Annotated in this window: 13 protein-coding genes; 5 read left to right on the top strand and 8 right to left on the bottom strand. The window is 56.0% G+C overall.

Features of this window, described 5'->3' with window-relative positions; translation table 11 throughout:
- The first annotated feature begins 442 nt into the window (after window positions 1–442).
- Window positions 443–688 (top strand): hypothetical protein, encoded by a 246-nt coding sequence (locus Q4D85_RS01300; RefSeq protein WP_303197674.1) that lies wholly within the window; start codon window positions 443–445, stop codon window positions 686–688.
- 99 nt (window positions 689–787) lie between these two features.
- On the opposite strand, the gene Q4D85_RS01295 is transcribed toward Q4D85_RS01300, so the two are convergent.
- Genes Q4D85_RS01295 through Q4D85_RS01285 form a run of 3 tightly spaced genes read right to left on the bottom strand, consistent with a single transcriptional unit; the run spans window position 788 to window position 5354 of the window.
- Window positions 788–1426 carry a DUF3239 domain-containing protein gene (locus Q4D85_RS01295; protein WP_303197673.1) on the bottom strand — a complete coding sequence of 213 codons (639 nt, stop codon included), beginning with the start codon at window positions 1424–1426 and terminating at the stop codon, window positions 788–790.
- On the bottom strand, window positions 1423–3078 hold the full coding sequence (locus tag Q4D85_RS01290) for a DNA repair helicase XPB (RefSeq protein WP_303197671.1): 1656 nt from the start codon (window positions 3076–3078) through the stop codon (window positions 1423–1425). The genes Q4D85_RS01295 and Q4D85_RS01290 overlap by 4 nt, the downstream gene beginning before the upstream one ends.
- A 32-nt stretch (window positions 3079–3110) precedes the next feature.
- Window positions 3111–5354, bottom strand: a complete 2244-nt coding sequence (locus tag Q4D85_RS01285; RefSeq protein ID WP_303197669.1) for a helicase-associated domain-containing protein — start codon at window positions 5352–5354, stop codon at window positions 3111–3113.
- Between the two features lie 65 nt (window positions 5355–5419).
- Between Q4D85_RS01285 and Q4D85_RS01280 the strand changes: the two genes are divergently transcribed.
- Both Q4D85_RS01280 and Q4D85_RS01275 read left to right on the top strand, forming a co-directional pair.
- Window positions 5420–5608, top strand: coding sequence for a hypothetical protein (locus Q4D85_RS01280; RefSeq protein ID WP_303197667.1), 189 nt, complete (start codon window positions 5420–5422; stop codon window positions 5606–5608).
- 93 nt (window positions 5609–5701) lie between these two features.
- Window positions 5702–6193: a hypothetical protein gene (locus Q4D85_RS01275; RefSeq protein WP_303197665.1), complete on the top strand. Its 492-nt coding sequence runs from the start codon at window positions 5702–5704 to the stop codon at window positions 6191–6193.
- A gap of 124 nt (window positions 6194–6317) precedes the next feature.
- Here Q4D85_RS01275 and Q4D85_RS01270 read toward each other — a convergent pair whose 3' ends face one another.
- From Q4D85_RS01270 to Q4D85_RS01260, 3 genes are all read right to left on the bottom strand, one after another.
- Window positions 6318–7937: a cation acetate symporter gene (locus Q4D85_RS01270; RefSeq protein WP_303197664.1), complete on the bottom strand. Its 1620-nt coding sequence runs from the start codon at window positions 7935–7937 to the stop codon at window positions 6318–6320.
- A 15-nt stretch (window positions 7938–7952) separates the two neighbouring features.
- Window positions 7953–8300 carry a DUF485 domain-containing protein gene (locus tag Q4D85_RS01265; RefSeq protein WP_047261514.1) on the bottom strand — a complete coding sequence of 116 codons (348 nt, stop codon included), beginning with the start codon at window positions 8298–8300 and terminating at the stop codon, window positions 7953–7955.
- Between the two features lie 391 nt (window positions 8301–8691).
- On the bottom strand, window positions 8692–9312 hold the full coding sequence (locus Q4D85_RS01260; protein WP_303197663.1) for a resuscitation-promoting factor Rpf1 domain-containing protein: 621 nt from the start codon (window positions 9310–9312) through the stop codon (window positions 8692–8694).
- Window positions 9313–10017: 705 nt separating this feature from the next.
- Here Q4D85_RS01260 and Q4D85_RS01255 point away from each other — a divergent pair.
- Complete coding sequence (locus Q4D85_RS01255) at window positions 10018–10404, top strand: cold-shock protein (protein ID WP_047261516.1); 387 nt, start codon at window positions 10018–10020, stop codon at window positions 10402–10404.
- A gap of 60 nt (window positions 10405–10464) precedes the next feature.
- Here the strand turns inward: Q4D85_RS01255 and Q4D85_RS01250 are convergent, their stop codons facing one another.
- Window positions 10465–11010: a DUF2771 domain-containing protein gene (locus Q4D85_RS01250; RefSeq protein WP_303197662.1), complete on the bottom strand. Its 546-nt coding sequence runs from the start codon at window positions 11008–11010 to the stop codon at window positions 10465–10467.
- A gap of 11 nt (window positions 11011–11021) precedes the next feature.
- Window positions 11022–11867 (bottom strand): glutaminyl-peptide cyclotransferase, encoded by an 846-nt coding sequence (locus Q4D85_RS01245; RefSeq protein WP_303197660.1) that lies wholly within the window; start codon window positions 11865–11867, stop codon window positions 11022–11024.
- A 56-nt stretch (window positions 11868–11923) separates the two neighbouring features.
- Between Q4D85_RS01245 and Q4D85_RS01240 the strand changes: the two genes are divergently transcribed.
- Complete coding sequence (locus Q4D85_RS01240) at window positions 11924–12742, top strand: DUF3027 domain-containing protein (RefSeq protein WP_303197659.1); 819 nt, start codon at window positions 11924–11926, stop codon at window positions 12740–12742.
- The last annotated feature ends 151 nt before the right edge of the window (window positions 12743–12893 follow it).

Genomic DNA, 12893 nt, shown 5'->3' with positions numbered 1-12893 from the left:
ACAGCGCTGATGGTACTGCAAACGGAAGTTTGTGGGAGAGTAAGACACCGCCGACATATAAAACTCAACAACCAACCCCCACCCAACACCACAGGTGGGGGTTAAAACATTTATTACACATCTATTATAGTTTTATAGAGGAAACTACCTGCGCAGTTGCGTGCCGCACCCGAATTTTCTGTTGCGTAGAGCCCTTACAAGATTAAAATTTTATACTTATAAAATCATTGAAACTTAAATCAAGACCTAGCAAACTTTATGCAAAAATAATTAAATTGTTGCTTAAGGGACGGGTTGCTCATCTTTTTCTGAAAAAGGGGGTGCTATCTGGGGTAAAATACATCATTTTTGTTGTAGCTGGTTAGAAGTGCTGTAACGTTCTTGAATGTCGCCACCGCGATTCGTTGGTGGTTTTGTTCTACTCAAGAAAGAGGAATTCGTTATGAAGGTTACTCGTTCTCTCATCGCAGGCAGCGCAGTCATGGCTCTCGCTTTCGCTGCTGCTCCTTACCTCGCACCTGCAGCTAACGCTCAGCTTGTGACCGGCACCCTCAGCATCATCCTGTCGATTATCGGCTCCGTTTTGAGCCTGGCAATCTTCCTGGGCTTCTGGGGCACCGTTTATAACTTCCTCGTCAACCACGGTCACATCCAGGGCCGTCTCATCCCAGGTCTGCCTGTCTTCTAGGCTTTCGTTAAAGAAAACTTCCTTATAGAGGTTTTAAGGCCGGTTTCCCACTCTACGGTGACGGGAAACCGGCCTTTGGCTTTGGTTTGCTCCTGTTTGTCATATTTCCAGGAGATTGAAACGGGTTGCAAGAACGTCGTCAAGCTTAGCGGCGTTCTTTTCTAATTTATTCCACTTCTCGTGCGGGATTGCTTTCTGTGCCTCTTTAATAACAGCAGGGTCGGAGGTCGCCCATGCGATCGGCATTGGCGAAATTTCATCCCAGCGGTCCTGAGTATGGGCGGATCGACGCCCGGTCACCGCGACGGCGGGTACCCGCTCGCCTTTGCGGCGCTCGTGCCCTTCAATCCTGGTGACAGTACGCGTTGCCAGGCCCAAGCGCGGTGGGGCAGTTGGGTCGCTATTGATATTCACCAGCGCTAGTAGCGTGAGGTCCCGGCTATTGACCTGTGCGATAATCGCCGGGCAAAGTTCGTACTGGCTATAAAGGCGAGCAGCATCGCCGACTTGTCGGGGAATGACAAACACTAGGGCGAAGCTAATCAGAGCCATAACCCCAAAACACCCGATAATGAGATTGCCCATGGTGCCGCCGAAATACAGGCGCAGACCATAGCCGATTGCCACGAGAATCAGGCCAAAAATAATTGCCGATATCTGCAGCCGCTTGGTGTCTTTGAGCAGCTCGTTGTGTTTCTTGGCGTAGTCGTTGTCGACGTCGAAAGTAAATGAATTCATGGTGTGAACTTTCCGCTTTTAAGGTCGTCGGAGTCAATGATGCGGTACGCATACCCTTGTTCCGCGAGAAAACGCTGCCGATGGGCTGCGTAATCCGCATCGATGGTATCGCGGCTAACAATGGAATAGAAGTAGACCTCGGCACCGTCTGATTTCGGTCGCAGTAACCGGCCTAAGCGCTGTGCTTCCTCTTGCCGGGAGCCGAAGGTCCCGGACACCTGAATAGCCACGGCGGCTTCTGGTAAGTCGATGGAGAAATTGGCAACTTTGCTTACCACGAGGGTTGTTATTTCGTTGTCGCGGAATTGCTGGAAGAGTCTTTCTCGTTTGCTTGTCGACGTCTTACCGTCGATCACGGGAACATTCAGGTGGGAGCCGATCTCTGCCAATTGCTCGACATAAGCGCCGATAATCAACGTCGGGGCGCCGGGATGGTACTTCATGATGCTATCGATGGTAGCGATTTTTGAATCGGCGCAGGCTGCCAGGCGATACCGGTCCTTAGAATCGGCGGTGGCATACAGCATGCGTTCGGTTTCGGTGAGCGTGGTCCGCACCTCAATGCACTCCGCTGTTGCTATGAAGCCCTGTACTTCCAGGTCTTTCCACGGCGCGTCGTATCGCTTGGGGCCGATCAAGGAAAAGACATCGCCTTCTTGGCCGTCTTCCCGGACCAAGGTGGCGGTGAGGCCGAGCCTACGGCGGGATTGTAAATCGGAGGTCATGCGAAAGACCGGGGCGGGCAGAAGATGCACTTCGTCGTAGATAATCAATCCCCAGTCGCGGGAATCGAAAAGTTCGAGCGCGCGGTATTCGCCCTTGGTCTTTCGGGTGACTACTTGGTACGTGGCGATCGTCACCGGCCGGATTTCCTTTTTCTCGCCGGAATATTCGCCGATCTCCGATTCGGTTAAGGTGGTTCGCCGAAGAAGCTCGTCACGCCATTGCCGCCCGGCGACGGTATTGGTAACCAAGATAAGAGTGGTGGCTTTGGCCTTGGCCATGGCGGCCGCACCGACCATCGTTTTTCCGGCACCGCAAGGCAGCACCACAACACCCGAGCCGCCTTCCCAGAACGATTCTGCGGCTTGTTCCTGGTAGTCGCGCAATTGCCACTGCTCGGTCGCCGTCGATAAGGCGATGTCGTGCGCCTCACCGTCGACATAGCCAGCCAGATCCTCGGCGGGCCATCCGATTTTCAGAAGCTCTTGTTTCAACCGACCGCGTTCGGAAGGGTGAACCGCAATGGATTCGGCGTCGATCGCGGCACCAAGCATGGGCGCGATTTTCTTGTGCCGCGTAATTTCCGCCAGGATGGCGGGTTCAGATGATTCCAGAACCAGACCATGCGCCGGGTGCTTGATTAGCCGCACCCGGCCGTACCTGGACATGGTCTCGGCGACGTCGATAAGCAAGGACTGCGGAACCGGAAATCGGGAGAACGTTTCTAACACGTCCACCAACTGTTCCGCGTCGTGTCCCGCGGCGCGCGCGTTCCACAATGCAAGCGGTGTGATGCGGTAGGTATGGACGTGTTCCGGGGCGCGTTCTAACTCGGCGAACGGGGCAAGCCGCGCGCGGGCGGCAGCGGCATCGGGGTGGTCGATTTCCAGCAGAATGGTCTTGTCTGACTGGACGATGAGCGGACCCACAAGCAATTCTCCTTGGGTAGTGGAAAGACCCTTTATTGTACCCCGGAGTCTGCTAACCGCACCTCGGTGATCCGGTGCACGCTGAAGGTGTGTAATTGCCCCGTCGTTTCGTCTATCGCCGAGACCTGGCCGCCGGTGACAGCGATGGGGGTGACATACAGGTGGCTTGCGGTACCGTGCTTATCGACGAACCCCACCGTGACCGGACGATTAGCCCGAATGGCGGACTGTAACACCCCTACCGCCCCACCGCCGTGGCTGCCGGTCTTTGTGCCTTGCTCGGCCGCTGTGGCTGCGGCATCGCCGCGCCGGATCGCGGATAGCGCGTCTGCGATGTGCGCCGGGGTGACATCATCACGGTGCTGGGTCTTCGATTCAGGGGCCGGAAGCTCAATTGTCGGTGGCCGCATGTCGATGCGCATTCCGGTGGCGTCCTCGGCGACTGGGTGGAACCCCTCGGCCCGAAGCGAAGCGATGACCTGCGCGAGCGGCGCCTGGGCGACTGCCGCAGTGGGCGCGATGATCTGCAACGCCACGTCAGCCGCGGCGTTTGTGCGGCTAATTTCAAGCATGAGCGCCTCATCTGCACACCGCAGATAACACAAGGCGACGCCACCGCGCAGTTGCCCATGTCGCCTGGCGATGTCGTCGATGAGGAAATCAATCGTTTGGGGCAGGTCACCAATAATGTGCCTGCGCAAGAATTCTTTGATGTCGTCCGCGGTCCGGCCCGCGTCGAAGCCGCGCCGGATGCTGTGTTCGCTCAATCGGTAGACGCTGGCAAGCCCCGGGGATTCCAGGTCCGCTAGCAAACTGACTTCGTGGTACACGTCCGGTTCCAGCGGACCAGGTGCCAAAACGGTCATGTCGCCTTGCGGAATTAATGTTCTCACCGGGGCTGGTGTGAGCTGAGCCGTCACGGCTTTTGGATCCTCGCCAGCAATCAACGCGCCGAGTACCGAACTCGGAACCAGCTGGTCGCCATCGGGAATGAGCATGCCCAGCCAGATGGCTTCATCGACAATGTGCTGGCATAACGATTCGGAAATCCGGGCCGCCCGAAGCGGAAAATAGAAACCGGTTCGGGCGCGGATGTCGTCGAAGGTCCCAGCAGACGTGCAGTGCTGCAAGAGTAATTGTCGGGTTTGGGGTAATTGCTCGATGAACGTTTCAGGTGCCAACGCCCGCACCGGTTTGACTACCAACCAGGTGGCAAAATTCGCGTGTTCCCACCAAGCGGTGGCGACAATCGCCCATTGGGTGGCAAGGTCGGCGGCCAAGAATTCGGCGACGGTTGCGGTTGCGGCAAGGTTGTCGACGTAAAGCGATGCGGGCATACCGCGGTCGATCAACCCCGCCGCGCCAGCTAGCGCGATCAACCGCAGCGTTGTCGCCTCGTCACAGCCGACAGCTTGGGTGAGGGTCTGCAGCGCGCGCACCCCAAGCGCCCCGTCCCTGAGCAGCGGTAGCGGTGACCGCCAGAGGTATTCGCACAGGCGGCGTAACAGCCGGACGATTTCGAGACCCGAAGCGGCGCTGGAATTATCGATCCGCGCCGGTACCTGTTGGAGCTTTTCGACGCCCTCAGGTAGCCGCAGCGGCAACAGCGGTGGGGTGGTGCCGGTGAGCGCATACCGCACTTCCTGCGGCAACCGAACCGTGCGCCCATCGACCCGATGTAATAACCCGGCTGCGATCATCATGGGGATGGGGCGCGACGGATCGGCATCGGGTGCCGCGTCCTTGCTCAAACCCACGCCGCCGGAGTCCAATAATGTTTCTAAAATTTTGCGCTGACCCGCCGTTAAATCCGCGACGGCCGCGACAATCGCGTCATGCGGCAGCTTGTTCTCCGGGATCAACCGGAAACCAGCCGGAAGCGCATTCATCACCTCGGGCGCTATCTGGAACGATTGTTCATCTCCAAAAACCAGGGCACAGGAGAGCAAATCGGCAATGGCCGATGCGACATCTGGCGCGGGGATATGACTTGCTAATGCAGCCACCACATCGGGGGCAATCACAGGTTCGATCTCACCCCCGAGCTGGGCAGATGCCTCTAGAACCGCCAGGGCTTGCGCATTGCGCTTTACCAGGCAGCGCATGATCGAGGGGCGAAGCAATAACCGCGCAGCTAAAGACGGTATTCCTGGTGGTAGTGGGTGGGTTACATCGGGGCGGTTTTTTAAGACCGTTGCGAGAGCATCGTCGGGTAACGTGCCCAACCAACTGCGAAAGTCATGTGGCGTTGTAGTGGCCGGTTGCTGTTTTGTCATGATGGGATTCAATTTTAGCCCCTGTTCAAGTGACTTTAGCCCCAAGGTTTGGAACAATAGAACACATGGCAAACATGGAGAAAAAAGGTTACGTCGATCCGGGCTGGCCAACCGAGGTTCCAGGTGGCGGGCATTATGTTACAGAAATTGTCGCGAAGTTCGTGGGCGCAAATAGCCCATACGGCGATATTCAATTCCCAGTCCCAGCTGAAGAGCTCGGCTACGTCCATCCCTATACCCGGGTGAACAAGTAACCGCTCATCAGTAATTATTGCGTGGCCGCCTTGATACCTGCGCTAGGTTTTCAGGGCGGACACGCATGGGTTATAGCGCTTTGAAAGGTAGAAATGGGTTTTAGCTTAAGATTCCACTCATTTCAGAAGGACGCCGCACCGGAGACGGCTCGGGAAGCGATATTGAGATTTCTTCGTGATCGGGGATTGGATATTGATCATGAAAGCGGCGAAGTGGTGTGCGGCGATAGGCCGCTGGAATTTGATGGCGAACCAACAGACCTGTATATCACTGGCCTTGTCGGTGACGAACCGCCGTCCGGCGGAATTGACCATGCCACGCTAGGCCGCAGCGAATGCGACTTTCTCTACGATCTGTGCGTGGCCGGGCAGTGGGTGGTTATTAACCTGCAACAAAATCCGTCCATTATTGTTCCGAACGTGACCTATGACCGCGCCAAACTTGCTGAGATGGAGGCGGCCATGGAAGAAGAAGCGGTGTTCGTCACCTCGGCCGCCGAATTGCGTTCGGCGCTTAAAGCAGGCTTCGCCGAGTTTGCCGATTATGTTCACACGTGCGTGGAAATCCACGGTGACCAAACTTAAGCCTTGAAAAACTACCTCCTAACACACGTCAGGTGTTTCCACGACCCCTAGAATCCACCAAGCTAGCCGAATAAAATATTCCCCCAAAGACTGATTCTTTGGGGGAATACGCGTTACGTGGGGGTTAGTGCTCGACGGCCTTTTCCACGCCCACGCCAGTCAGCGACCGGACTTCCATCTCCGCTGCCTTCTCTGGGAAGTTATCAGGCTTGCCAATGAAGGTGCCGATGATCCCCAGCAAGAAACCAGCAGGGATAGCGATGATCGATGGGTTGGTCAGCGGGAACCACGCGAAGTCGATGTCCGCACCCAGCATAGAGGTCTCAGCGCCGGATACAGCAGGGGAGAACGCGATGAGGATGATGGAGGTCAACAAACCGCCGTAGATCGAGAACAACGCACCGGTGGTATTGAACTTGCGCCAGTACAGCGAGTAGATGATGGTGGGTAGGTTCGCAGCGGCGGCGATACCGAAGGCAAGTGCCACCAAGAAGGCGATGTTTTGGCCCATCGCACCGATACCCAAGACGATAGCGAGGACACCGATAACCACAACGGTGATGCGGGAGACTCGAACCTGTTCCTCTTCGGTAGCTTCACCGTTACGTAGGACGGAGTTGTAGATGTCGTGTGCCACCGATGCAGATGCGGTAATTGCAAGACCGGCGACCACGGCGAGAATCGTCGCAAAGGCGATAGCGGAAATAATAGCCATGAACACCGTGCCACCCACCTTGGCGGACAGCAGCAGCACTGCGGAGTTAACGCCACCCGGTGCGGCCTGAATGGTTTCTGGGCCGACCAGTGCTGCAGCGCCGTAACCCATGACAACGGTGAGCAAGAAGAACAACGCGACGATTCCGATGGTCCAGGTTACCGAACGGCGTGCCTCACGAGCGGTAGGAACGGTGTAGAACCGCATGAGAACGTGAGGTAGACCTGCGGTACCGAATACCAGCGCCAAGCCTAGGGAAACGAAGTCGAGCTGTGTCAGGAAGGACTTGCCGTATTTCAGGCCAGGGCCGAGCACTGCCTCACCCTTCGGGTGGTTAGCAACCGCAGCTTCCAGCGTCGCGTTGAAGCCACCCTTGATGTAGAAGAAGGTCAAAAACGCGATAACAAGCGAACCGCCCACGAGGAGGACAGCCTTGATCATCTGAACGTAGGTGGTGCCCTTCATGCCGCCCAGCAAGACGTAGACGATCATCAAGACGCCGACCACGGCAACCACAGTAGCCTGTGCTGCGCCGCCGGAGATTCCCAGGAGTAACGCCACCAGGCCACCAGCGCCAGCCATCTGGGCGATGAGATAGAACAACGAGATACACAGCGTCGAGATCGCGGCGGCGGTGCGCACTGGCTTTTGCTGGAGTCGGAAGGACAACACGTCGGCCATGGTGAAGCGGCCGGTATTACGCAGCGGCTCGGCAACCAAAACCAATGCCACCAGCAATGCGATCAGGAAGCCTACCGAATAGAGGAAGCCATCGTAGCCATAGAGTGCGATGGCGCCGGTAACGCCGAGGAACGCGGCGGCGGACAGGTAGTCACCAGCGATGGCGAGGCCGTTTTGCCAACCGGAGAAGGAAGCGCCGCCAGTGTAGAAGTCGGAGCCCTTTTGGGAGGTTTTACGTGTTGCACGAATAACGAACGTTAAGGTTGCAACGATGAAGATGACGAAAATAGCGATGTTGAGAATCGGGTTACCGGTCTCGATCGCCTCTTGGGCATGAATGTGTGTCATGAGTTGATTCCCTCCCTATTTTCCGGCTGGGGATTCCATGTGCGAACGGATGGCCTCGGTGGCTGGGTCGATCTTATTGTCGGCAAAGCGAACGTAAAGCCACGTGATCAGGCCAGCAGTTGCGAACTGGGCCAGACCCAACACCATTCCAATGTTGATTGCTCCATAGACCGGTGTCTTTACGAAATCAACCGCGAAGGTAGCAGTGACAATGTAGAAGATGTACCACGCCAGGAACGCGATGGTGACGGGGAAGGCGAAGCTGCGGAAGGTTTTACGCAGGGCAGCGAATTCCTGTGATTCGCTCATCGCGATGAACTCGTCAGGCGTTGGAACATGCTTAACGCGATCAGGTGAAGACATTTTAAACGACAGACCTTTCACTTTCTATCTGGAAGATCAATCTAAAATTTCGTAGATGCTACTCACACCTCTAATTCCATCTATACCGACGGCCGGTGGGAGGCATCTCACGAATTTTTAGTGATGTGGCTTATTACACACTAAATTCGCGTTCTTGTCTTAGTTATGCTGATAAACGGGGGGAAATTATTTACACATAAAACTTCGCAGAGTTGTGAAGATCTCAAATCTGCTAATTGGTTTTTATATTCAACTCCAGTCGAAGAACTGATAAATCAGGTGGTAGGGGCGGTGCGAATGGGGGTAGTTGACACGAAAAAAGCCGCCTTCCCGTTGCGGAAAGGCGGCAAAAGCTACGTCAGAAGCGGGGGAGGTGACTACCCCCGTTTTTCTACTGAGTCTGAAGAGCGGTGTCGATTACTTCACGGTTGGCGGTGTAGAACGCATTGAAGTCATCGCCATGTGCGGTGTAGAACGCCTGCACCTCGGCTGGAACCGACATGCCGTAGGAAGCCAAACGTGCTTCGAGCAGCTTGTACACAGCGTCAGATGCGCGCTGGGAAGCCTCGGACTCGGAGGAAGCTGCGACAGCGTTCTCCACTGCCTGAACAACAGCCTGTGGGGCACCGTTAACAACGTTGCGTGGGGTTGGTGCGGAGTTCAGGCCCAACTTGCGGGAGCAAGCTGGCCAAGCGCCCCAGCCCTGTCCAGCAAGAACGCGCTCTGCAACAGCGATCTGCTGTTCGCGGGTTGCCTGGTATGCGTATGGAGCGAACTCCTGTCCGCCGTAACCACGCCAGGTGGAAGGGGAGAACTGGAGGCCGCCGTGGTAGCCATTTCCGGTGTTGATAGCCCAGTTGCCGCCGGATTCGCACTGTGCGAGACGATCCCAGTCGGAGTCGGGAGCTGCGGAAGCGGTTGGGGAGAAAATGGCGGTGGCGGTACCGACTGCAACGGTGGAAGCTGCAAACTTTGCCAATGGCGATACAGTCTTGCGTGCGTGTCGTGCCATGTGAATATCCTCTCGTGAGCCGCTAGGGAACGTTTTGAATCCCTAAAGATCATCGTGTGATGTTCTTGCCCTTGCTCTGCTGTGTAGTTTCGGTAGGTGGGCGTCCTTCGTGGTACACCTCGAAATGGTCCAAGTACACAAGTGCACCGTATGCCTCAGTCTTGGTGTCCAAAGCAAGGGGCTGCGGAGACAAACCAAGGGTGCCTGAAGCGGTGCTCGATGAATAACACTAACGCTTTATAACGTTTCTGTCACGTTTTTTAGATATTTGCGGCTAAATTTTAAGGTTTATGGGGTGTTTTTCTGCTGGTAAACCTATACAGAATTCAAAAATGTGATCTACGCGGCAGTCGTCATACCACCTGTGATTGGCGGTAGTTGAACCGGGATTTTGATTCGCTATAATTGAGCTTCTACTCCGCGATTTTCATAAAACCAGCCGGGGCAGCGCGCATCTGTACATCACACAAACACTAAAGATGGTGGTTGTGGTTGGTGTGTTTCTTATATTCTCTCGATCCAGCTCTCCCCGGACCCGCGCACAGTGGGAATTGCCCTTCGTGGCGATGTGGGTTTGAGTCTGCGGGTCGGGGGATGGGGAAATGACGCCGAGCGGGTACGGAAATAGCAATAACGTGTGGCCTTAGGTTGTGTGGGTAATGAAAATCGGGGACCTCACTAGAGTGAAAGGAAGGTTGACGGATTATGCCCATTGGCAAAGTGAAGTGGTACGACGCGGAGCGTGGCTTCGGTTTCGTCTCCAATCCGGGTGCTGAGGATTGTTTCGTTGGTAAATCCGTGTTGCCCAAAGGGGTCACGGAATTGCACCGGGGACAGCGCATTGAATTCGACTTCGCCGCAGGCTCGAAGGGGCCGCAGGCGCTACGGGTTCAGCTTGTCGACGAACCCCGGCCACGGCGGGCGGAACACAAGTTTTCGCCGGAACAGCTTGGGTCGATGATTGCCGATATGGTCACGATGCTCGAAGCTAAGGTGCAACCAAAGCTTACTGCTGGCCACTACCCGGACCGTAAAGAAGGAAAGCAAATAGCCGAAATACTTCGGGTTGTTGCTAAGGAATTGGACTCCTAGTACCCGTAACACAAAACGCCCTTAAAGCTTGCAGAAGACTTCAAGGGCGTTTATTCGTTTTTAGTTTCCAGGCTTTTCAGCGGCGATCGACCAGGTAACCGTGTAAGGGGTTTCGTTGCCTGCCTTATCCGGCCCGATCATGACTGATTTGATCTCGGCGACAATCAGCTTCGGTCGTTCTGCGGATTCTTTCGAAACCGGGTCGACGGAAAGCGGTACCGAAGCGGTCTGTTTTTCGTAAGGCCCGTAATAGAATTCGTCGTTCGCCGCCGGATTATCGTAGATGGCCAATAGCGACCAATCGTGGTCGTAGATTTCCTTGGGAACCGAGATTTCTAATTGCTCGGCCGACTCCACAATTGCGGGATCAAGCGTCGTTACGGTTGATTCCTCACACGGCACGCCGGGTTCGCACAAGCTATAGGGTTTAAACTCTTGCGTGTGCTCGCCCGCTGTGACTGTGATTGTCACCTCGCGCGGGTCGGGTCCGGGGCGGTTATTCCACCAGTTCTGAAACAGCACCGAACACACGATGACGATAATGACGGCGGCTATAAGGGAAACGATCTGAATAGCATTTTTACGACGCCTGGTCTTACGGCTCATAGTTGTTCATCCTAGCGTGTGGGCACGAACCGAACCTCGTAGAGATCCGGCCACCGTTTTCCGGTGAGGTACAACCGGTCAGTTCCGGGAATGCTAGCAATGCCATTAAGGACATTATTACTGTCCGTGGCGGCTCGATTAGGTACCGTCGATGCATCGATGATCCCGGTTACATCGCCGGTATCGAGGCTAATGCGGTAGATGTCGGTGGATAGGAAAACATTTGAATAGATGATGCGATTACCAGATTCGTCGGTGGTGCAGTCCAGTTCGTTGAGCGACTGGGCTTTCGAACCGCCCACCGTGACCGGAATGCGCGATCGCTCGGCAAAAGTCTCAGGGTCAAGTAGCCGCAATTCATCGGTGCCGTCCGACATCACAACAACATCGGGGAAGGAACACAAGCCCCACCCTTCGCCCGAGTACGTAACCTCCGCTTGCCGTTCCAAGGTATCGGCGTCGCGTTTATAGGCAACCCCGGCTTTCCACGTTAATTGCCACACCGTGTCGCCTACCCGGGTGACTCCCTCGCCGAATTGCTCGGCGGGAATCGACTGGGAATGCTCCTGTTCGCCGCTTATCGACGAGTGATAGACCCGGCTTTCCCCATTCCATCCGGTGCTCACCAGTAACCGGTCGCCATCGACTTCCAGTCCTTGCGTAAAAGAGCTGGCGTCAAATGGATGGGTGTCCACGATTTCCACGCTATACCTGGCAACGTCGGCTCCGGCGGCGTCGACAAGCGAGTGTGAAGCAGAACCCTGCGACGGCGCATTCGTTTCGGTAGGGGTGGCGCAACCAGCCGCAATGGTGAGGAAGCTGGCTGCAACACAAAGGCTAATTTTGCGGCGAATCATGCTATCCATCATGCACGATTGTGCATTTCAAAACCTAGATAGGAAATAATGGACTGGTGCCACGTAAACGATCGAGAAACCGGAAGAAAGCCGGACTGCTCCTAAGTCCGCTGGCTATCAGCATTGCGCGCGAAGCGTTGGAAGAACTAGGAGAAGGCGACATCGGTGACCACAAGGGGGTAACAAATATCAGCGCCCATGTGGCAACCCACAGGTTCGCCGCAGACGTGCCGGGCTATAACGGGTGGGAATGGAACGTAGTGACCGCCTGCGCGGCAGGTTCACAATGGATCACCGTCTCGGAGATAGCGCTGGTTCCCGGCGGCACGGCGCTGAAAGCACCCGAATGGGTTCCGTACCACGACCGCGTGCAGCCCGGCGATTTGGGCCCCGGCGACCACATGCCCGCCCGTGTGGACGACGAACGCTTGACCACCGATCCGGCTGACTTCGCCCTGCCGGAAGCACCAGCTGCCTGCGCAGCGCCCGCCGGAATGGCGGATAGCGGTGCCCCTACAAGCAATCGCGGTGACGCTGGCGGCTCGGATGCTTCGGATACTGCGGTCGCACGGCGGTTGTCGACACGTGGTTTGCAGCAAGCCATCGGCAGGTGGCGGGAGGGAGAATTTGGCCCACAATCGCCGTTTGCCCAGCGTGCGGAATATTCCTGTGCCAGCTGCGCCTTTTATCTTCCGGTGGTTGCACCCGCCGCGACGGAGGTCGGGGTGTGCGCGAATGAGTTTTCCGCAGACGGCTCCGTCGTCGCATCGGATTATGGTTGCGGCGCGCATTCGCTAACCCCGCCAGCGGAACCGCTGGGGTTGGTGGAATCCGAGGCCTTCGACGACGAAAAACCAATCGAGGTGGAGTTCTAGCACTATTACGGCGACAATGTGCCCCATATTGATGTGAGCTGTAACACTTTATAGGTGGTTGGGTTTGTTGTTGCTGCACTTGAAATGGGATTCTGATTGCGGAAAGTTTTCCGCTCATCCGCAGGTGTCCTCACAACCATATCGAGGACTT

Origin of the sequence: Corynebacterium sp. (assembly GCF_030532965.1) — a bacterium.
Taxonomy (GTDB): domain Bacteria; phylum Actinomycetota; class Actinomycetes; order Mycobacteriales; family Mycobacteriaceae; genus Corynebacterium.
This window is presented reverse-complemented; position numbering and strand designations above follow the sequence as displayed.